We start from the raw sequence: 21,136 nt of genomic DNA, 5'->3' as shown, positions 1-21,136 counted from the left end.
AAATTTAAAATGCTGATAGAAAATAAACAGATCGCTATTGTTGGTGGAGGTCCTGGAGGATTAACCTTAGCGAGGCTTTTGCAGCTTAAGGGCGCTAATATTAAAGTATATGAAAGGGATTTTGACAAGCATGCTCGCGTGCAAGGTTCGCCACTTGATCTGCACCATGAATCGGGATTGGCAGCCTTGCGTAAAGCCAACTTATTAGAAGAGTTTAAAAAGCATTATCGCCCGGGAGCCGATAAAATGCTGATCGTAAACGAACATGCAGAAATACTTTTCAGTGATCACGAAACCCACCCGGAAGAAAATTTTGGCTGCGAACATTTCCGTCCGGAGATTGACCGCGGTCCATTAAGAAACATGCTGCTCGAATCATTACAACCGGAAACAGTGGTTTGGGATAGCCAATTTGTTTCCATGGAAAAACAAAATGAAGGCTGGCTGCTGCATTTCAAAAATGGATCAACTGCATATGCTGATATTGTTATTGCGGCAGATGGGGCCAACTCTAAAATTCGTCCTTACCTCACAGACATCAAAGCTTTTTATTCGGGTATCACCATGCTGGAAGCCAATATTTATGATGCAGAAAAAGCAACACCTGAAATTCATGCCTTATTAAACGGCGGAAAAATTATGGCTTTCGGAAATTCTAAATGTTTACTAATGGGCTCAAAAGGAAACAATGAGCTAGGGTTTTATGTAAGCATAAAAGCAGAGGAAAGCTGGGCAGCAAACAATGGTTTAAATTATGTTGATAAAGAACAATTGCTAACCTGGTTTAAACAGGAATATGCCGAATGGAGCACAGTTTGGCATAAACTGCTTGAAAACACAGCAACTCCTGTTATACCACGATTGATCTACTGTATGCCTTTAGACCAAACCTGGGAGACCCAGGCCAACCTTACACTGCTCGGCGATGCAGCCCATGTAATGCCTCCATTTGCTGGCGAAGGGGTAAACATGGCCATGCTCGATGCCCTGGAACTTAGTGAATGTTTAACCTCTGATAAATTCAAGGAGCTGAAAGAAGCAATTTCCGATTATGAAACAACGATGCGTAAACGGGCAGCTATGGCCGCGAGTGAGTCCCTTGAAAACGGACAAGTGATGCATTCAAAAGATGCTTTAAACTCCATGCTGGGGGTATTTAACGAGCATTTAAAGTAAATATTAAGCGACAACTATAGGCTCCTTGAAATTCGGTTAACCAGATTCCACTATAAGTATTCGGAAAGTCAATTGTTCATTTCCGTATACTCCACAATCCTGTCAAACGACAGGATTGTGTGTTTCTAAGAAGCTTGGCTCTACCTAATTAAGTAAATCAATGGCCCTAGTCGGCTTCGACTAACAAAAAACAACAAGCACTTGATTATCAATAAGTTTTCTCCTTGCAGAAAATACCAAAAAGCTAACAGTTTATAAAACAATTAATTATGCAATCAAAAGAAACCGCATTTTTATTCTGTAGAATACTTGTGATTTAAAAGATATAGTTTGTCAATGAAAATTGATTCAAATCAACAATTTACTAATAAATGATAATTTTCATTAACAGATTTGCATCAAAACAAATTGTTTACCTATATTTGTATCAACAAACAAAGAAAATGTAGGGTGGTGAAACAGGCAGACACACCTCCTTGTCTCGGTGGTGGAGAATTATGGGAAAGTTCAAGCAATTGAATGATAACCACTCCTTGAAGGTTCGACTCCTTCCCCTACAGCTAAAAAGAATTTACAACAACAACTCACATACAATGTAGGGTGGTGAAACAGGCAGACACACCTCCTTGTCTCGGTGGTGGAGAATGATGGGAAAGCTCAAGTAATTGAATGATAACCACTCCTTGAAGGTTCGACTCCTTCCCCTACAGCTAAAAAGAATTTACAACAACAACTCACATACAATGTAGGGTGGTGAAACAGGCAGACACACCTCCTTGTCTCGGTGGTGGAGAATGATGGGAAAGCTCAAGTAATTGAATGATAACCACTCCTTGAAGGTTCGACTCCTTCCCCTACAGCTAAAAAGAATTTACAACAACAACTCACATACAATGTAGGGTGGTGAAACAGGCAGACACACCTCCTTGTCTCGGTGGTGGAGAATGATGGGAAAGCTCAAGTAATTGAATGATAACCACTCCTTGAAGGTTCGACTCCTTCCCCTACAGCTAAAAAGAATTTACAACAACAACTCACATACAATGTAGGGTGGTGAAACAGGCAGACACACCTCCTTGTCTCGGTGGTGGAGAATGATGGGAAAGCTCAAGCAATTGAATGATAACCACTCCTTGAAGGTTCGACTCCTTCCCCTACAGCCAAAAAGAAAAGCCCTAATAAGGGCTTTTCTTTTTATATTCCCTCCTCCTACGCTCCAAATCCCTCTTTTAACTTTTTTTAATATTTTCTTTTGAATTTGGATTTTCAATTTTATATTTGTCTATATATTCTATAGACTAAATATATTTATGAATTAAAATTTAACATCATGACAAACATCAGCCACCTTAATCACACTTCACTACCTTTACAAATTTATTGCACTGCCTATACCTGCATGCAACGTTGCTGTTGCATGTAACCTCCCCCCTTCTTTTCTGATGTAAGCACTTTACGTTAGAAATACTTCAAAAAGCATATTCACAATGAAGTAAAGCAAATCGCTCTCGCTTCGTATTTGTTGAACTCCATAGCTAAACTAATATGAAAACGCTAAAACACATGCTAAGTGCCTTTGCCCTATTGGCAATTGGTTATTCAGCTCAGGCTCAAAATACTACCAATGAAATTGTGATTACAGGTACACGTTTCGTATACCCGGTTATTGAAAAATGGATCACTTTATATAAAAACGAGCACCCTGATGTTAAAATCAGGATAGCAGTTAAAGGAACCAAATCAGCCGACAGTGCCAACCTGTTTATTAATGCTCATCACTTAACCGAAGCTGAATTTTCCGGTTTTGAAACCTTAGCCGTTGCTCGCTATGCTTTGCTGCCTGTGGCCAATAGCCAAAACAAGCTACTGAGCATTTATGGCTCGCGAGGCATTAAAACCAAAGAGTTAAAAAAACTCTTTTTTGAAAAATACGACCCTGCAGAACCTGATGCTGAACAAAAACCCAACAAACAATTAAAAGGCTACCAGCCCGTATTTTATACCCGGGCACAAAAGGCCTGCGTTCCCATTACTTTTTCTGCCTTTTATGGTTTTGAACAGGAAAATCTGGTAGGCGAACAACTGGGCGGAGATGATAAACACCTTATTCAGGCAGTGTTAAATGATTCGGCGGGCGTTACCTACAACGTGCTCAATTTTATTTACGATCTAAACACGCGTAAAGTAAAAGAAGGCCTGGATATTATTCCGCTAGATTTAAATAATAACGGTAAGCTTGATGAAAACGAGCAAATTTATGGGACGATCGACCAATTGATCTCTTATATAGAAACTACGCCAAACCCGGGGTTACCTTTTGAACAAGTAACGCTTTCGTACAAAAAAGAACAAAGCAATGCTAAATCCATCGAGGAGTTTATCAACTGGATTCGTGCAAAGGGTCAATTAAACAATCATGAATTTGGATATGCGCTTTTGAGCCAAAAAGACCTGCAAACCAAGGTAAACAGCTCAACTGTAAAAACCATTGCTAAACAGAACTAATGACTAAAAAACTCTTAACCATGTCGCTCATAATCGGATTATTAATTAGTTCTTCATCTTGCCATCAGCCACAAGCCCAGGCCCAAAGCTTTGCTCATGCGTCAATGATCAGAGTTCCGGGAGGAATGATGATCAAGCAGTTTGAAGACGGCACCTCACGCAGCATTGCCATAAAATCTTTTCAGCTCGATGCCGATTTGGTGACCGTTAAACAATTTGATGACTTTGTAAAGGCTACCGGCTACATTACCGATGCTCAAAAATTTGGAAATTCCGCTGTATTTGATTTCGATAAGAAAAGCTGGGAAATGTTGGATGGAGCCTATTACTTATACCCACAAGGAAAAGACCATACAAAAGCCAACCCTGATCATCCAGTAACACAGGTTTCGTGGAACGATGCTCTCGCCTATGCCAAATGGAAAGGCGAACGTTTGCCTAGCGAATTCGAATGGGAATGGGCAGCTCGTAATGCATCAAATGCACGCCAAACCTATACCTGGGGCGAAAAACTGGTAGAAGATGGGAAATACAAGGCCAATACCTGGCAGGGCTCCTTTCCGGAGAAAAACACTGAAGAAGATGGTTTTCTGACCACATCGCCGGTAGGCTATTTTGGAAAAAATCAATTGGGCATAAGTGATATGGGAGGAAACGTTTGGCAATGGTGCGCCGACAAAGTGGCTCCTACTGCCGAAGAAGCACAATCAGATACATCAATGCGCCATGTAAGTAAAGGTGGCTCGTTTTTATGCGACCCCAGTGTTTGCCATGGTTTCAGAATTATAGGCAGCTCCTCCTCAACTGCTGAAACCAGCTTAATGCATACCGGTTTCAGATGTGCTAAGGATTAATATTTTTTTCACAAATTAATCTACTTAAACTATATACTAACTATACTAAAATGAAACACAAACTACTCTATAGCTATTTATTACTGGCCTTGCTTAGTTTATTGGGGAGCCAGGTCACATTAGCTCAAACAAAAACATTGGTTAGTGGAACCGTTTTAGAAGACGGGACAAAAATACCGGTTGCCGGTGCCACTGTTTCTATTAAAGGCACACGTGATGCCATACAAACCGATGCTGATGGTAAATTTAAATTGAATACCAAAGCTAAGTTTCCATTCAGACTGGTGATCCAATACGTGGGATACATCACTAAAGAAGTTCAGGTGTTTGATTTGGAAGATGGAGAGATCAACATCTTGCTACGATCACGAAATCAACTATCGGAAGTGGTGGTTACTGCATTAGGTATTGAAAGTAACCGTAAATCAATTAACACCAGTATTGCCCGAATTGACAAGAAGGAGATTTTGGCAGCCAAAGAAACCAATGTGGTAACGGCCCTTAGTGGTAAGGTAACCGGTGTACAGGTACAAAACAGTGGTGGTTCACCTGGTGGTTCATCAACCATCCGCATCCGTGGTAATAACTCGGTTTTAGGCAACAACTCTCCGCTTTTTGTGGTGGATGGAATTCCGGTGGATAATTCGGTACAAGACATTTTGCCTACTATTTCCAATGCTTTCTCTTTGGCCACTCCTTCCAACCGTGCCATCGATATCAACTCTGAAGATATTGATAATGTATCGATATTAAAGGGACCTGCTGCTGCTGCCCTTTATGGGATTCGTGCAGCAAACGGCGCTGTTATTATCAACACTAAAAAAGGCAGCGATGTTGACAAGAAGTTCTCGGTAAGCTACACGGGTTCGGCTTCATTTGATGAAGTAAACCGCCGGTTACAGCCACGCCAAAACATTTATTCAAACGGTTTGAACGGACTATACGTAGTTCCAGGACAGCCGGGCTCTGACGAAAACTGGGGCGCAAGAATTGATTCCTTAACTTATTCGGAAGTTTCGAGTGGCTTTGATAAAAACGGATTGATTGTAGGTAAGAGTTCTCCTATTTCTAATGGAAAACCTGTAAACTACTATGATAACATTAACAACTTTTTTGAAACCGGTAAAACCTACAACAACAACATCTCTGTTACCGGTAATTTAGATAAAGGCGGATACTATTTTTCTTATAGCAACTTAGATCAAACGGGTATTATTCCTACCACTAATTTCTATAGAAATACATTCAGAGCTAATGCCGATTACAAGGTAACTGATGCTTTAAAACTTTCAACAGGGTTAAACTACATTAATTCGGGCTCAGACAACCGGGCATTAATGGGAGGTTTTAACACCAACGTGGTTCGTGCCTTGGTTAACAGTCCGGCCAATTTTGATATAACCAATGGATTGAGCGATCCGGCTAACAATCCTGATTCATATTTACTGCCGGCCACCAATTCAAAACCCTGGGGCGACTCGCGTTCATATGCCAACGGAAGAGGCTGGGACAATCCTTACTGGTCATTGAACATGAACCCACAAAATGATGATGTAAACCGTTTCCTTGGCTTTGCTCAGGCTGATTATGATTTTCTGCCTTGGTTAAGCGGTACATTCCGCTTTGGCTATGATAGCTACCGCGATTTGCGCAAAGGAGGTTTTAGCCGTGGAACCTCAGGCGTTGCTGCCGGTGCCATTAATGATGTGAACTTTTTCCGCAGGGACCTTAACACCGATGTGATCTTAAAAGCTCAACGTACCATTACCAAAGGCTGGGATCTATCGGCCATTGTGGGAAGCAACTATTACGATTCTTACAAAAACCAGATCAATACCCGTGGTGATGGGTTGATTATTCCGGGATTGTTCAACATTTCAAATGCTTCAACTACCAACAGTTTTAACCAAACGGTTCGCAAGCGCTTAGCTGCCGGATATTTCAGTTTGGCTTTAAATCATAAAGATTACCTGTTTGTGAATTTTACAGGTCGTAACGAATGGACCTCTACCCTACCTGATGGTCACAACTCGTTCTTCTACCCATCAGCGGGAGCCAGTTTTGTATTCTCAGAATTTTTGGATAGAGATACTAAAAAATGGTTCAGCCTAGGCAAGATACGTGCAAGCTATGCGCAGGTGGGTAATGATGCCGATCCCTACTCATTGGAAACCTATTTCACCAATTCATCTGCCGGTGGATGGATCCAATCGAGCCTGAGCTTTCCGTTTAACAATACTGCAGGTTTGAGTTACGGATCAACATTAGGAAATCAGGGCTTAAAGCCTGAGCGTATCAACACCTGGGAAGTGGGTACGGACTTGGGCTTCTTTAAAAACCGCTTAGGACTGGAAGCTACTTACTATTCATCACTGAGCAAGGACCAGATCATTCCTGTTTCATTACCGAATTCTACAGGCAGCAACGCTGCTTTGGTAAACACTGGCCGCATCAGCAATAAAGGTTTTGAACTTTCATTAAATGTTAATCCGATTGAAAACAAAGACTTCAGCTGGGACTTCAATGTGCTTTATTCGAAAAACGATAGTAAAGTAGAAGAATTAGCTCCGGGATTAAATAACATATCACTTACCGGAGGATTTCCTTTCGGTGATTCACGCGCCATTGTTGGTCAGCCCTTTGGTGCCTTATTTGGTGTTGACCTGCAACGCAATGCTGAAGGTAAACCCATTATTGATGACCAGCAATTCTTAGCCAGCGGTGCTCCAAACGCAAATTATGGTTACCCATTGATTGATGCTACTCCAAGGATCATTGGCGACCCCAACCCTGATTTCAACTTGGGCTTTCGCAATGAAGTAAGATACAAGTTTGCTACACTATCGTTCTTCCTTGATTACCGCAGCGGTTTCGACATTGCCAATGCACCACGCTTGCAAATGGTATTTAATGGTGTGGCTGAAGAAACTGCCAACAGAGGTCAACAAGTGGTTTTCGACGGGGTTAAGAAAAGTGATGGTGCACAAAATGATATCACGGCTATCGCTTCACAATCATGGTACCGTCAAACGTTCAACATTCCGGGAATGTACGTGGAGAAAGACCTGTATTGGTTACGCATCCGCGATATCAATTTAACTTTTGAATTGCCGTTAAAATGGATCCAAAAGGCTAAAATTTCTAGAGCTGCCCTCACATTTACCGGTCGTAACTTCCTGCTCAGCACGAACTATTCAGGTGCCGACCCTGACTTAAGCTCACGTAATGGTTTGTCGAATGCATTAGGTGTTGATTTTTGGACCACTCCAAACACCCGCAGCTATGCTACCACTTTAACATTAACCTTTTAAGCCAATTACTCATGAAAAATTATATAAATCAACATAAGCTCTTATCCTTTGCCTCGGTACTAACCCTTTTTGGACTGAGCACTGGTTGCAATTTGTCGGAGGTGAATGTAAATCCAAACGCCTCCAATAACGCCCCCATCTCTACCGTTTTATCAGGAGCGCAAGGTACATTGGCATTCTCACAGGGTGTTGACGCCGGTATTCAAACTGGAATTACCATACAACAATTTGCCGGTTCAAATGGCGATGCGGTGGCCTTTGATAATTACAACGTAAATACCACTTTTTACAACTCCATTTGGGGAAGCTTTTATACCAATGGCCTAAAAAACCTGAACATTGTTTACCAGAAAAGCAAAGCCTTGAATTCGCCTTACTATACTGGCGTTTCACGGATCTTATCTGCATACACCTTTTCTACCTTATCCGATATTTTTGGAGATATTCCGTACAAGCAGGCGCTGCACGCTGAAGTAAATGCATCACCTGCAATTGACAAACAACAGGATATTTATACCGAACTGCAGAAAGAGTTGGACTCGGCAATAACTGAACTAAGCCTGCCTACCAGCAGCTTTACAGCTCCGGCTCCAGGTGCTGATGATCTTTTCTTCAAAGGCAATGTTCAAAACTGGCTAGCCGCTGCCTGGACCTTAAAAGCACGTTTGGCAATACACCTGAGTAAAGTGGATGCCAATACTGCAGCTCAAACAGCACTAAGCTATTTGTATGATGCTAATGGTAATTATCGTGGTATAAGCTCAAATACTAACGATTTACAATTGGTATTCGGTGCTGCAGTAAGTAATTCAAACCCCTTCTACCAGCAAAACACCAACCGCCCGGGGTGGGTAGGTTTAGGCGCTTCATTTGTAAACTTGCTAAATGGCAATGCTATAAATGATCCCTCTACTAAACCCGAAACAGCACCTGTAGATCCCCGCCGTTCGGCCTTCGCCACACAATATCCGGCCGGAAGCGGGAAATACAGGGGTTCGATAGCCGGTGTTCCGGGAGCTTTCTCCGTAATCGGTTCGTATTATGCCAGTTCAACTTCTCCGGTAGTTTTCTTATCGTATGTAGAAGCCAAATTTATTGAAGCCGAAGCACGCTTAATATTGAACGACCAGGTAAATGCAGAAAAAGCGTTGAAGGAAGCTACCTTGGCCTCCATCAACAAAACATCAAACCCTGCAGATCCGAATGCATCTCAGGCTAATAAAGATGCTTACCTGGCAGCAAAGGCTACACTTACTGGTGATTTTCAATCGGATCTGAAAACCATTATCACCCAAAAATATATAGCATTATTTACTCAGTCTGAAGTTTGGACCGACTATCGTCGTACCGGTTACCCAGCGCTGACACCTTCGGTTAACGGAACCAACACGAATAATCCTAATGGACAAATTCCGCGCAGGTTCCCTTACCCTCAATCAGAACAAGTATTGAATACCAATATTCAGCCGGCTAACTACCAAACACCTAAGTTGTTTTGGGATAAATAAGGGAGATTGGAGATTGACGATTGTAGAATGACGATTTAAAGTACAAAGTTAAAAGTACAAAGTACGATTGGGGATTGTTGAAGTACGATTTAAAGGATGAAGTACGATTTAAAATATGAAGTACGAAGTTAAGATCTCGACTATATACCATAGACTGTTGACTGCAGACTGTTGACTGCCGACTGCAGACTGAGTACTAAAAATCATAGACTAATAACTAAAAAACTATGGAATCAATAGCACTGGCTTTACCTGTTTTGTTGCTTGCAATAGGCATTGAATATTACGTGGCTAAACGTAAAAAACTGGCTGTTTATAAATTTAATGATACGGTTAGCAACTTAAGTATTGGCATACTCGACCGAGTGGCGGGTTTGCTTACGGCTGGTTTCTTTTTCTTTGTGTATGACTTTTTACATCAAAGGTTTTCACTTATAAATATTCAGCAAAACTGGGCAAGCTGGCTGCTATTATTCCTTTTAGTTGATTTTCTATGGTATTGGTATCATCGCAGCAGTCATGAGGTGAATTTGTTTTGGGCTGTGCATGTAATTCATCATTCAAGCGAGGAGTTTAACTATTCGGTAGGCACACGGATTACCATTTTTCAGTCGCTAGCCCGGCTGTTGTTTTGGGCCATATTACCCATTATTGGTTTTCCGGCCCTTATGATCATGCCTGTTTTGCTAATTCAGGGAGTATATCCATTCTTTGTTCATACCCGGTTAATCGGCAAATTGGGTTGGATTGAATACATTCTGGTCACTCCCTCGCATCACAGGGTTCACCACGCTACTAACGCAGCGTATCTGGATAAAAATTATGGTGGATTTTTTATTATTTGGGACCGCCTATTTGGCACATATGCCGAAGAAGTCGAAGAAGTTAACTATGGCCTCACCCATCAATTACAAACACATAGTTTATTATGGCAGTTCTTTCACTTTTTCCCGGAGCTCTATTACGCAGCAAAATTAACCAAGGGCTTTAGAAATAAGCTGAAAGTACTGTTCGGTGGGCCTGAGCAGATAGATCCCTCAATCCGGGAACAATTGGAAACCGTTTTCCTTTCCCGCTCACGACGATTACCAGTTCCCTGGAAATTTAAAAGCTACGTGGTTGCCCAATTAGTCATCATTATTGTGGTATTAGTAGCCATGTTGTATTTCTATAATTATCTAAACCTACTGATAGCTTCAGTGGTTTCGTTGATCATCCTTATTACCCTTATTAACTGTGGAGCCATACTCGAGCAAAAAACATGGGTGTTTAATTTAGAATTTGCGCGTTTTCTGCTCATTACCGGTATGATTGCCGTTTTTACCGAACAACCTTTGATCTGGTTAGTAATTATCACTTTAATTGAAGCTGTGTTGGTAAACTATAATGCTATTAAACGCAGTTACATGAAAGGTCTGATACCTTCAAAAAAATTTCTCAAATAAAACTACTATCGCTATAGACTAAATATATTATGAAAAAAAACTATCTACTCATAGGAATATTGACCGTCAGTACGGCAACACTCCTTTCGGTCACCCTAAAGAAGCCAGGTGATAAAAAACGGTCAACTACGGTTACCGCTAAAGAACAAGCAGCACAAAAACCTAACGTGATTGTGATCTTAGCTGATGATTTGGGATATCATGATCTCTCATCATTTGGGAACGATGTTTTAAAAACTCCTAATATTGACAGCCTGGGTACAGAAGGCACAAGGTTTACGCAAGCCTATTCTTCTGCTCCAATTTGTTCACCATCTCGTGCCGGCTTAGTGACAGGTCGTTACCAGCAGCGTTTTGGATTTGAGTTTTTGGTACCTCAAAACGAAGGCGTTAAACCTACCCCAGAGCAGGTACAGCAATTTGTAGCATCGGCCGCAAAAACAGGTGGCTCAGTTGAGAAGCTACCCATCTCTCAGGATGAATTTCTGAATATCAAAAAAGGCTTGCCTGAATCAGAAGTTTCAATTGGACAACTGTTTAAACAAAATGGTTATCAAACGGCCATTATCGGCAAATGGCATTTAGGTGAAACTGATGGATTTCAGCCTCAAAAAAGAGGTTTTGATTATCACTACGGATTTTATAGCGGCTTAACCCTTTATGCTTATCCTAATACTCCGGGTATTGTTGATTACCACTTACCTTGGGCTTTAAGTGAGCGCGTTGCATGGACCCGTGAAGGCTCGAATCGGATTGTTCGAAACGACAAACCAGTGGTTGATGACAAAGAGTTTTTAACCGACAGGCTTGCTGACGAGGCTATTTCTTATATCGAAAGCAATAAAACCAAACCCTTCTTTTTGTATTTGCCTTTCAATGCACCGCACGATCCTTTCCAGGCTAAAAAGAGTGATTTCGATAAATATGCTTCGGTTAAAGATTCAACAGTTAGGGTTTATTATGGTATGATAACAGGTTTGGATAATGCTATTGGCCGTATCCATCGTAAACTAAAAGCCTTAGGCCTTGACAAAAACACCATTATTGTGTTTACCAGCGATAATGGTGGGGCCACTTACACCCGCGCTACTGATAACTACCCATTACGTGGAGGTAAACTTTCGCACTTCGAAGGGGGTGTAAACATTCCATTCTTCATTAAATATCCGGGTAAAGTTCCAGCCGGACAGGTATATAAATTACCAGTAAGTAACCTTGATATTTTCAGTACCGTTGCTGCTGCGGCTAATATTTCGTTGCCTAAAGGTGTTGAATATGATGGAACCAATTTGTTGCCTTATGTTAACGGAAGCAACAAAGCTCGTCCTCATGATGTGCTATTCTGGCGTAATGGCTATTCAAAGGCAGTTCGTAAAGGCGATTGGAAACTCTACATCAACACACGCAACAATAAACAGTTATTGTTCGATTTGTCGAAAGACCGTTCAGAAACTTCCGACCTATCGGCCCAACACCCAGATTTGGTAAAAGAACTTAGTGCTGCCTTGCAAGTTTGGGAAAGCAAAGTAAAAACCCCAACCTGGCCAAATACATTCAATAGTTCAATTACCATTAATGGCGAAAACTATTTCTTCCCTATTTAATAAGAGCTTCATTTTATAATAAGTTGGTTGATCCTTGCCTGCCGGAGTTCCCCCCTCCGGCATTGGGCAAGGGATTAATAACAAGTTGTAAAGTATAACATGGTAGTATTTAATCCTCTTGAATATGAAAACAACTATTCTTTTAGCCAAAAAACTCGCAGTAAGTATATTGTTATTCGTCCTGCCTTTACTGGCCATTATTTTAAGCCTTGAAATTGTAAAGCAGTTTTCAAACAGCGGCGAACAGTCCGAGCAATCAACATCTACAGAAGTGTTTGTTAATAAGTAAAGCACTTAACACCATCAATCACAATCAACTTAATTATTCATGGAAACATTAAAACTCATATTCGATCATTTAAATGGCTGGGGATTGACCGTCATATTGCTCGTAACCGGACTTGCCGAGTTTTCGTTGGGATTATACCGAAACTGGAAACTCAACGAAAAACTAACCGACCTAAGCAGCCTGCTTTTTGGTCGCTTAATCTTTCCCGTTTTTCTATCTTATTTTGCTCTGAAATTTTTCCCATCAGTTATCCCTCAATATAAAGATGTGCTATCATGGGTACCTTTTTGGTGGGGTTTCTTCATCTTATGCATCGCTGATGATTTAACGCAATATTGGTATCACCGTTTGCATCACGAGGTGGAATGGCTATGGCGTTTCCACCGCACCCATCATTCGGCACCTTACATGGGTATGGCCATGGCGAGCCGACAGAACTTTATTTATACGTTGCTGTTCCCTCAGATTTACGTTACCATTACGCTTACATTTTTAGGATTAGGCTTACCAGCCTTATTTGTAAGAGGAATTAAAGGAGTGATCACCACAATGGCCCACTCGAGCATAAAATGGGACAAACCACTTTATACCATCAAGTGGCTGCACCCGGTGGCATGGGTGCTTGAACGTACCATCTCTCTGCCTGCCACCCACCATGCACATCATGCCGCCCACGAACATGATGGAATTGGCCATTACCACGGCAATTATGGAAATATGTTTTTCCTTTGGGATGTACTTTTCCGTACGGCAAAGATCACGCGCAAGTATCCTGAAGAATATGGCCTCGAAGATTATCCTGAAGATCCTTGGTATGCCCAGGTTCTTTATCCGTTGATAAAATCAAATAAAGAAGGCAGCGACCTAGCTAAATAATCCCGGCATTTTTTCACATAGATAAATTAGACGGTAAACAGCCTCATTGCAATAGCAATAGGCTGTTTTACTTTTGATCAAACCATCTCATACAAAGCTGATATCTAAAGATTTGAATAAAACAATTGACTTATTTTGACAAATAATTAACTTATTTTTGAAGGTTCTTCAACTACGCTCAGGCAAACCAGATCAGGAAGTAAGAATTACAAAGTTAGAGGTACAAAGTACGCCATTGCTGTTTCATCATACCACGCTGGACGTCGTCGAAGCCTTCGACTCCATTCAGAATCTGCTAATAGATAGAATCCTGGAATAAATTATACTAATCAACCAGTGATGTTAAAAAAACCATTAGAAAGACTCTTACAAGAAGCCGAAGAAAACAATACGCATTCTTTAAAACGGACGCTAAATGGCTTCAACCTTATTTTAATAGGCATAGGCATTATTATAGGGGCTGGATTGTTTTCGTTAACAGGTATAGCAGCGGCCAATCATGCCGGACCGGCAGTAACTATATCATTTGCAATTGCTGCCTTAGGATGCGCTTTTGCTGCCTTATGCTATGCTGAGTTTGCCTCCATGATTCCGATTGCGGGTAGCGCGTACACCTATTCATACGCGACCATGGGTGAGTTTTTTGCATGGGTCATTGGTTGGGATTTAGTGTTAGAATATTCAGTTGGAGCGGCAACGGTAGCCATCAGCTGGTCGCAATATTTATTGAAATTTTTAAGTTCGTATGGCATTCACTTTCCTCCACAACTGGTTTATTCTCCTTTCGAATCAGTGACCTTGGCTAATGGCGAAGTGGTTCATGGTATTATCAACTTGCCGGCAGCACTAATCGTTATTTTAATTTCAATGGTGCTGATCAAGGGGACCAAGGGTTCGGCTCTTATGAACGCTATTGTGGTATCATTGAAAGTGGGTGTTGTTTTAGTATTTATTACATTGGGCGTTCATTATATCAATCCGGAAAATTACATTCCTTACATTCCTAATAATACCGGAACCTTCGGAGAATTTGGTTGGACAGGCATCCTGCGAGGCGCAGGCATTGTATTTTTCGTATTTATTGGGTTTGATGCGGTATCTACCGCTGCTCAAGAAGCCAAGCAACCTCAACGTAATATGCCAATTGGAATTTTAGGGTCACTGATTGTTTGTACCGTCTTGTTCATGGTATTCTCACATGTAATGACAGGAATGGCCAATTACACAGAGTTTAAAGGAAGCGCCGCACCGGTAGCTATCGCGATTGAAAAAACACCGTTTAAATGGTTAAGTCAGGCTATCATCCTAGCGATCTTAATTGGCTATACTTCAGTAATTTTAGTGGATCTTATGGCGCAATCGAGGATTTTCTATTCAATGTCTCGTGACGGTTTATTGCCTAAAGTATTTTCGGAAATACATCCGAAATTCAGAACACCCTGGAAATCCAACATACTCTTTGCCGCTTTCATAAGCCTGTTTGCTGCATTTGTGCCTATAACAGTAGTAGGCGAAATGACGAGTATTGGTACCTTACTAGCTTTTGTAATTGTTTGTGCCGGCGTACTGATCATGCGTAAAACTATGCCCGATGCTCCGCGATCATTTAAAACCCCACTGGTTCCATTAGTTCCAATTTTAGGAATATTAACCTGTGTTGGCATGATGGTATTTCTTCCTTTAGATACCTGGATCCGTTTATTTGCATGGATGGCCATCGGTATCCTGATCTATTTTACTTACGGTAAGAAGCACAGTTTGGTACGAAAACAACAGCAATGATCTTGATCGATAAAAATGAGGTTGCTTGCTTTTGCATTATGCTGCAGAAACAACCCCATTTAAACTCAATTTGTTAATTTGCGTTATTTAGATGATAAGTAGCTATAGGTAGTTTGCGAATTGACTCCTGCTATTTACAGGAACATAGACACCAATTCAAGATTTGCTGAGTTTATCAGTTCTTACAAAATTGATTGCCGGCTGAATTTAATATCTGCTTATAAGCAAGATAGGATCTCACAAAAAAGGTTTGTTGTTTAGCCGGGTGAACAAACTTTTCAGAATCGTTATAGCTTATCAATGGTTTCCCCGCCAATTCATTAGGAGCATTTAATTTCACTTTTTCAATTTTCACCTTCTCAAACAATTTAGTAGAGAATGCAAGCAGGATGATTAAAATGAGCTGTACCCAGGTTATTAGGGTTGAACCCTTTAACCTTACATTAGGCTTAGCTTTTTTAATTTTGAACAAAGGAGGTTTCTGCTCATCCAGAGTGGATGAAGTTTCATTTTCAGGACTGCTCGAAGTAAATCTGGAATTGAAATAATAATAAAATTGTGAGCTCAATGATTGAGCTTTCAATTGCCTGTTCTTAACTTCAGAAATAAAAGTATGGGGTTGATTTGTTACTCTTTTCATAGATCCTTTTAATTATGAACAATTAGATCACCCCATCTTAGAATATGAAATAGGTAAACAATTTTAGAGGAGCGTAAATTTTGATAAAAGACTGATTTTGAATGTGTAAACCGGAAGCTTAATTTAACCACCTTGCCGAGTTTAATACCCGATAAAAATAGCCACATTATCTACCTGGCACAATACCTACTTTTAGGTATTTTAAAAAAAATACTTATTAAGCATATTTAATTATTATTAATTGAATAAATAATTATCAAAATGATAATTATGAAAGAAATATAAATAAGTGTCAATGGCATTTTTCGTACCAATTAAAAAACACTATTTTTCAAACACCAAAGCCTCAGTTTTGGCGCCTAAGCTTTCCAGCATTTGACAGATATTTGTCATAAATTTTTCAGGACCGCATACATAAAAATGTTGATCAAAGTTTTTGATCGTTTCCTTTAAGTAGAGTTCATCAATATAATGTTCTTTAAAACCCATTACCGTTTCGCGGGTAAATACTTTGTGAAAATCAGCCCCGAGCAATTCGGTAAATTCTTTATCAAGAATAACATCCGCCTGCGTTTTATTTGAAAATATCAATGAATTCCCCGGCAACTGCCCCTTTTGATCTAAATCACGAATAATGGCAATAAAAGGCGTTACACCTGCCCCACCGGCAATAAAAACTCCAGGGCCTTTATAGTTTATTGTTCCCCAAACATCGTGAATGATCAATTCTCCACCTGCATTCAGCTTACCCAATTCGTGTGTAACTCCATTATGATCATTGTAAATTTTAATGGTAAACTCTAAATAATCCCATTGATTTAAACTAGTAAAAGTAAATGGGCGTCGTTCCTCCTTCCAGCCTTCTGTATTAATAGCCACTTCGGTAGCTTGTCCGGGCTCAAATTGGTAGCCTATTGGTTTTTCGAATCTGAAACGCTTTACATCATGCGTAACATACTCGGTATGAAGAATTTTGACGATGTGTTCTTCCATAAATTACTGGAGATAATGTTTATAGAAGTTAGCAAAAAGTTGGGAATTTTATCATAGTAATAGCAGGTTACCTTGTGACTCAGTGGTTGATCTTTTGACCATTTGCAAAAGCTATTCTCATTCTATAAAGAATTTTTAAACACCTATTTCTAAGTATCAGATAAAAAATCAGCCATTCAATGGTGTTTTATATTTTTCGGGAAATATAATTATCATTGCGTTTAAACAGTCGCAAACAATTAGATGACAATAAATTCCTCTGAATACGAAAAACAATTACAACTGGCGTTAGAAATAATGATAAGGGCTTAAATGGCATAGCTGATGCGGTGCAGCTAATGGCCATTAGGGCCACGCCAAGAGTAGGAGACGAATATGATAAAGATGTCGCACTGGCCATTCGTTATGCTGTGGATAATGGAGCGAAGGTAATTAACATGAGTTTTGCCAAGTATTACTCGCCCGAACAAAAATGGGTGGAAGATGCAAACCGTTATGCTGAACAGAAAGATGTTTTGTTAGTAAAAGGAGCAGGAAACGATGGTGCAGACTTAGATTCGGCAGAAATGTACCCAACCGCGAGGTATATCAAGGGAAACAATAAGGCCAAAAACGTAATTACGGTTGGGGCAAGCGGTTATGATAAAGAGAACCTGATCGCTTCCTTTTCAAATTATGGAAAGGAAATGGTAGATGTGTTTGCTCCTGGATTTAATATCTACTCGACCATTCCCTGCGAAGGTGGAAACAATTATGAATTTGAAAGTGGAACAAGTATGGCCTCGCCAGTGGTAGCAGGTCTGGCTGCCGTTTTACGATCTTACTATCCTAAACTTTCTGCTGGTCAGGTAAAACACATCATTGAAAGTTCAGTTTCGAAAATTGATTTCCTGGTTGTAAAACCAGGCAAACAAAAAACCAATGTAGCAATGACAGACCTATGCCATTCGGGTGGAATTGTAAATGCTTATAATGCGTTGCTGCTGGCAGAGGAAATAAACAGCGGAAAATAATTGTTTAACCAGAGAGTAACTCAGGGTTACATTGAGTAAATAACTCGTGTTACTCTGTGTTACTCGTGGTTATCAAATACTATTTCAAAAAATCAATCGTCAGCGGATACTTATAAAACTCGCCATTAGCTGCCTTTACGGCTCCCAAAACAGGAAAGATGACCGTTATCAAACCGATGATAATTAAGAAACCAAGGCCGATAAAAAATATGGCCAAAATACCTGAAACGATGGCATAAATAGTAAAGCTTATTTGAAAATTGACGATCTCTTTGGCGTGTTCTTCAAGATGAAGGATTTCATCCTTTTTTATTTGCCATAGCAAAACAGGCACTAAAAGCCCTCCAAACGGAAAAACAAAATGAGCCAGTTGGCCCAGGTGGGTAAACATTAAAAACTGATTGTCTTCTCGTAGCATTAGTTACAGGTGTGTTTTGTTAAAATACACAACGCTTTCGAGAATACAAACCATTGAAAATAAAAACCTTATCAATAATTAACGCAATGAATATTCTTATTGAATTGCTTTTTTATTCCCCAGTTTATCCAATAGTATAACACTGTTAACCTTCATATTACCCGAAGACCAATAGGTTCTTGCCATATCATTGGAGACATAAACCCTTCCTGCAGAATTTCCAACCTTAACTCCTCTTAACGATATTAAGAAGAGTTTGTCCCAATCTGGAGGGACGACAAATGGGTTATATCCCCAGTCATTATTTCCCCTGGGTGTAGTTCCTAAAATACCGGTTGCCGGAATATAAACAGACTTTCCATCTATACCTACTTCAATAAACATTTCAAATTGTTCTCTACTTAAACAATTATCATCTGCGGTTTCGTATGCTTCCCATTTAAAATTAAGAAGAACTGAGGGCTCATTCGCAACTGTATTAAGCTTATATTTTACAGTCATATTTGAAACGCTGCAAGAGCCAACAGAAAATGTGGCATAATTATGAAACTCTCCTTCTAAAGGAAATGAAGTTACCTGACCATAACAAAACATAGAAGACAAAATGCATGTTACGAACACTAGTGTAAATAAATGTTTAGAGCGCATGGGTTAATCAGTAAATGTTTAAACACCAGGCCTGCAAGTAATGAAAAGATAATCCAGCTAAAACTCAACCTATTAACCAATTATTCTTTAATTCAAACAAAACCATTCAGTATTCTTGCAGGAATCTTGCCAATGCCTTTCATGAAAACACAAGTAGCTTAACATTGGGCATAGCATCGAGTAAAGCCTGGTTATTAAGCTTTTTATAGAGAACCTGCAAATTGGTCATTACAACACAATGAAAACGATGAAAAATCAGTTCAAGTTTGTAGAAATACTCCTCACTGTTTGGAATGCTTTTCCACATCTCTTTAGGGAATTGAGACAAAGTATTACTAAGGAATCTATCAGAATAGTTTCATGAAAGGAATTAGAGAGTATCTCCAGAATAGTTATTCCCCATCTAAAAACAGCAAAACCACCTATTTTAAAAAAGATGGTTTTGCAATTTATAGTTTTACTTTATCCAGATCTCTAACTCTCTATTCTTTGTTTTGAATTGACATTATTACTTATATACTTTCTAAACAAAAAGTCCTTTTCGGACTTTGGAGATGATAAATATAAGTTGTTTACTTTTCAGAAAGATATCCCACAATTAGTTTTGCGGTACGTTCAGATGCACCCGGACTCCCCATCAATTGATCCAGCTCATCATAGTCTTGCAGCATTTTTTGTCGATAGTCGGCATTATTTAAAATGTTGTTCAACTCAGCTTGAAGATTTTTTTCGTTGCAATCTTCCTGGATAAGTTCTTTTACCACCGGCTTATCGGATATAAGATTTACCAGTGAAATAAAACGGATCTTCACCAGCACTTTGGCTATGGCAATACTTAAAGGATTGCCCTTATAAACCACTATTTGTGGAACATCCAATAAGGCTGTCTCAAGAGTGGCTGTGCCTGATGCAACAATCGCAGCTTCTGCATTTTTCAGCAGGTCATAGGTTTTACCAAAAACCACTGGAATTTGGATTCCTTTTTTGAATTGTTCATAATAATCCGAAGCAAACGTAGGTGCACCAGCAATTACAAATTGCTTTTCGGGAAATAGCGTTTGCATTTTCACCATTTCCGGCAGCAATCGCTCAATTTCCTGTTTTCTGCTACCCGGCAATAAGGCAACAATGGGTTTACTATCTAATTGGTTATCTGTTCTGAAATGGGGATTATATGGATAGGTAGAAATTGCATCTAATAAAGGGTTTCCAACATAATCAACATTCATTCCCCATTTATCATAAAACGATACCTCAAAAGGCAAAATACAGAGCATGTGGTCAACGACCTTTTTAATTTTTAACACCCGTTTTTGATTCCAGGCCCAAACTTTTGGCGATATGTAGTAGAAAACTTTAATGCCATTTCGTTTGGCAAATTCGGCCATCTTTAAATTAAAACCCGGGAAATCAACCAGTATTAAGGCATCCGGACGATTGGCCAATAAATCGTTTTTACAATCAGAAAGATTATTGAAAATTTTACGAAGATTTACCACTACTTCAACAAAGCCCATAAAGGCCATGTCCTTGTAATGCTTACGGATATTCTCGCTTTCAGCCAACATTAAATCTCCGCCCCAAAAACGAAATTCGGCTGCAGAATCAGCCTCTTTTAAAGCCTTCATCAGGTTTGAACCATGTAGATCTCCTGATGCTTCTCCGGCAATAATATAGTATTTCATAAATTGTAAAAAATCAATGGTCCATAGCCGTTACTATCTATAAAACCATGGTCTATGGACTGTTTAATTATTAACTTTTAAAGAAAAAGACGGCTAAAACCACCAAAAATGAGATAAGAAAAACTCCTTTGCCGGTATTACTGATCTCTTTTTTGAAATAATAACGAACTAAAAAAAGGTTTACAATTAACCCTAATAAATACAGCGATGAATCTCTTACCCCCATTTGATCTCCCAGATGAACAAATTCAACCAGAAAAAACATAAGAAGAGGTACTATTATTCCCAAAATTGTTCCAAATAAAAAGCTGTCTTTTTTAAAAAGCCCTTTCCAAGGATTATCCCCTGATGGCAGTTGAATATTTTCACTCATGCGATTAATCTAATGC

Annotated in this window: 17 protein-coding genes and 1 tRNA gene; 12 read left to right on the top strand and 6 right to left on the bottom strand. The window is 39.7% G+C overall.

Going from position 1 to position 21,136, the window contains the following annotated elements:
• The first annotated feature begins 9 nt into the window (after positions 1-9).
• The 11 genes from C3K47_RS09550 (at position 10) to C3K47_RS09510 (ending at position 15,350) form a co-directional block, all read left to right on the top strand.
• The gene (locus C3K47_RS09550; protein WP_103788912.1) at positions 10-1,176 is read left to right on the top strand and encodes an FAD-dependent oxidoreductase; all 1,167 of its coding nucleotides are present in this window, start codon (positions 10-12) and stop codon (positions 1,174-1,176) included.
• 1,044 nt (positions 1,177-2,220) lie between these two features.
• Positions 2,221-2,339: transfer RNA gene (locus C3K47_RS19495), tRNA-Asp, on the top strand.
• A gap of 382 nt (positions 2,340-2,721) precedes the next feature.
• The gene (locus tag C3K47_RS09545; RefSeq protein WP_103788911.1) at positions 2,722-3,681 is read left to right on the top strand and encodes a type 2 periplasmic-binding domain-containing protein; all 960 of its coding nucleotides are present in this window, start codon (positions 2,722-2,724) and stop codon (positions 3,679-3,681) included.
• Between the two features lie 20 nt (positions 3,682-3,701).
• A complete protein-coding gene (locus tag C3K47_RS09540; RefSeq protein ID WP_165784666.1) occupies positions 3,702-4,535 on the top strand; it encodes an SUMF1/EgtB/PvdO family nonheme iron enzyme in 834 nt (277 codons plus the stop codon).
• 50 nt (positions 4,536-4,585) lie between these two features.
• Positions 4,586-7,846: a SusC/RagA family TonB-linked outer membrane protein gene (locus C3K47_RS09535; RefSeq protein WP_103788909.1), complete on the top strand. Its 3,261-nt coding sequence runs from the start codon at positions 4,586-4,588 to the stop codon at positions 7,844-7,846.
• A gap of 11 nt (positions 7,847-7,857) precedes the next feature.
• Positions 7,858-9,354, top strand: a complete 1,497-nt coding sequence (locus C3K47_RS09530) for a SusD/RagB family nutrient-binding outer membrane lipoprotein (protein ID WP_103788908.1) — start codon at positions 7,858-7,860, stop codon at positions 9,352-9,354.
• Between the two features lie 227 nt (positions 9,355-9,581).
• Complete coding sequence (locus C3K47_RS09525) at positions 9,582-10,799, top strand: sterol desaturase family protein (protein ID WP_103788907.1); 1,218 nt, start codon at positions 9,582-9,584, stop codon at positions 10,797-10,799.
• 29 nt (positions 10,800-10,828) lie between these two features.
• Complete coding sequence (locus tag C3K47_RS09520) at positions 10,829-12,403, top strand: sulfatase (RefSeq protein ID WP_103788906.1); 1,575 nt, start codon at positions 10,829-10,831, stop codon at positions 12,401-12,403.
• A 124-nt stretch (positions 12,404-12,527) separates the two neighbouring features.
• Complete coding sequence (locus C3K47_RS19490; protein ID WP_165784665.1) at positions 12,528-12,692, top strand: hypothetical protein; 165 nt, start codon at positions 12,528-12,530, stop codon at positions 12,690-12,692.
• A 39-nt stretch (positions 12,693-12,731) separates the two neighbouring features.
• A complete protein-coding gene (locus C3K47_RS09515) occupies positions 12,732-13,568 on the top strand; it encodes a sterol desaturase family protein (RefSeq protein WP_103788905.1) in 837 nt (278 codons plus the stop codon).
• Positions 13,569-13,907: 339 nt separating this feature from the next.
• The gene (locus C3K47_RS09510) at positions 13,908-15,350 is read left to right on the top strand and encodes an amino acid permease (RefSeq protein WP_103788904.1); all 1,443 of its coding nucleotides are present in this window, start codon (positions 13,908-13,910) and stop codon (positions 15,348-15,350) included.
• A gap of 175 nt (positions 15,351-15,525) precedes the next feature.
• On the opposite strand, the gene C3K47_RS09505 is transcribed toward C3K47_RS09510, so the two are convergent.
• Positions 15,526-15,990, bottom strand: a complete 465-nt coding sequence (locus tag C3K47_RS09505; protein ID WP_103788903.1) for a hypothetical protein — start codon at positions 15,988-15,990, stop codon at positions 15,526-15,528.
• Between the two features lie 324 nt (positions 15,991-16,314).
• A complete protein-coding gene (locus C3K47_RS09500) occupies positions 16,315-16,983 on the bottom strand; it encodes an FAD-binding oxidoreductase (protein WP_103788902.1) in 669 nt (222 codons plus the stop codon).
• A gap of 263 nt (positions 16,984-17,246) precedes the next feature.
• Here C3K47_RS09500 and C3K47_RS09495 point away from each other — a divergent pair, with 263 nt between their 5' ends.
• Positions 17,247-17,996 carry a S8 family serine peptidase gene (locus C3K47_RS09495; protein ID WP_103788901.1) on the top strand — a complete coding sequence of 250 codons (750 nt, stop codon included), beginning with the start codon at positions 17,247-17,249 and terminating at the stop codon, positions 17,994-17,996.
• A gap of 79 nt (positions 17,997-18,075) precedes the next feature.
• Here the strand turns inward: C3K47_RS09495 and C3K47_RS09490 are convergent, their stop codons facing one another.
• The 4 genes from C3K47_RS09490 to C3K47_RS09475 all read right to left on the bottom strand — a co-directional run bounded on the left by C3K47_RS09490 (position 18,076) and on the right by C3K47_RS09475 (position 21,120).
• Positions 18,076-18,414, bottom strand: a complete 339-nt coding sequence (locus C3K47_RS09490; RefSeq protein WP_103788900.1) for a DUF4870 domain-containing protein — start codon at positions 18,412-18,414, stop codon at positions 18,076-18,078.
• Positions 18,415-18,510: 96 nt separating this feature from the next.
• Entirely contained in the window at positions 18,511-19,062 is a 552-nt protein-coding gene (locus C3K47_RS09485; protein ID WP_133159360.1) for a hypothetical protein, read from the bottom strand.
• Positions 19,063-19,634: 572 nt separating this feature from the next.
• Complete coding sequence (gene lpxB / locus C3K47_RS09480; RefSeq protein WP_103788898.1) at positions 19,635-20,747, bottom strand: lipid-A-disaccharide synthase; 1,113 nt, start codon at positions 20,745-20,747, stop codon at positions 19,635-19,637.
• A 70-nt stretch (positions 20,748-20,817) separates the two neighbouring features.
• Positions 20,818-21,120: a hypothetical protein gene (locus tag C3K47_RS09475; RefSeq protein ID WP_103788897.1), complete on the bottom strand. Its 303-nt coding sequence runs from the start codon at positions 21,118-21,120 to the stop codon at positions 20,818-20,820.
• Positions 21,121-21,136: the final 16 nt, after the last annotated feature.

Origin of the sequence: Solitalea longa (assembly GCF_002920915.1) — a bacterium.
In the GTDB taxonomy this organism is placed as follows: Bacteria; Bacteroidota; Bacteroidia; order Sphingobacteriales; family Sphingobacteriaceae; genus Solitalea; species Solitalea longa.
Note: the sequence above shows the minus strand (reverse complement) of the source record. Positions and strands in the feature narration are given on the sequence as shown.

Coding starts and splice junctions, on each gene's coding strand:
- C3K47_RS09530 (WP_103788908.1), top strand. CDS start 7,858: ATGAAAAATTATATAAATCAACATAAGCTCTTATCCTTTGCCTCGGTA.
- C3K47_RS09500 (WP_103788902.1), bottom strand. CDS start 16,983: ATGGAAGAACACATCGTCAAAATTCTTCATACCGAGTATGTTACGCAT.
- C3K47_RS19490 (WP_165784665.1), top strand. CDS start 12,528: ATGAAAACAACTATTCTTTTAGCCAAAAAACTCGCAGTAAGTATATTG.
- lpxB (WP_103788898.1), bottom strand. CDS start 20,747: ATGAAATACTATATTATTGCCGGAGAAGCATCAGGAGATCTACATGGT.
- C3K47_RS09475 (WP_103788897.1), bottom strand. CDS start 21,120: ATGAGTGAAAATATTCAACTGCCATCAGGGGATAATCCTTGGAAAGGG.
- C3K47_RS09520 (WP_103788906.1), top strand. CDS start 10,829: ATGAAAAAAAACTATCTACTCATAGGAATATTGACCGTCAGTACGGCA.
- C3K47_RS09540 (WP_165784666.1), top strand. CDS start 3,702: ATGTCGCTCATAATCGGATTATTAATTAGTTCTTCATCTTGCCATCAG.
- C3K47_RS09485 (WP_133159360.1), bottom strand. CDS start 19,062: ATGCGCTCTAAACATTTATTTACACTAGTGTTCGTAACATGCATTTTG.
- C3K47_RS09490 (WP_103788900.1), bottom strand. CDS start 18,414: ATGCTACGAGAAGACAATCAGTTTTTAATGTTTACCCACCTGGGCCAA.
- C3K47_RS09550 (WP_103788912.1), top strand. CDS start 10: ATGCTGATAGAAAATAAACAGATCGCTATTGTTGGTGGAGGTCCTGGA.
- C3K47_RS09510 (WP_103788904.1), top strand. CDS start 13,908: ATGTTAAAAAAACCATTAGAAAGACTCTTACAAGAAGCCGAAGAAAAC.
- C3K47_RS09525 (WP_103788907.1), top strand. CDS start 9,582: ATGGAATCAATAGCACTGGCTTTACCTGTTTTGTTGCTTGCAATAGGC.
- C3K47_RS09535 (WP_103788909.1), top strand. CDS start 4,586: ATGAAACACAAACTACTCTATAGCTATTTATTACTGGCCTTGCTTAGT.
- C3K47_RS09505 (WP_103788903.1), bottom strand. CDS start 15,990: ATGAAAAGAGTAACAAATCAACCCCATACTTTTATTTCTGAAGTTAAG.
- C3K47_RS09515 (WP_103788905.1), top strand. CDS start 12,732: ATGGAAACATTAAAACTCATATTCGATCATTTAAATGGCTGGGGATTG.
- C3K47_RS09545 (WP_103788911.1), top strand. CDS start 2,722: ATGAAAACGCTAAAACACATGCTAAGTGCCTTTGCCCTATTGGCAATT.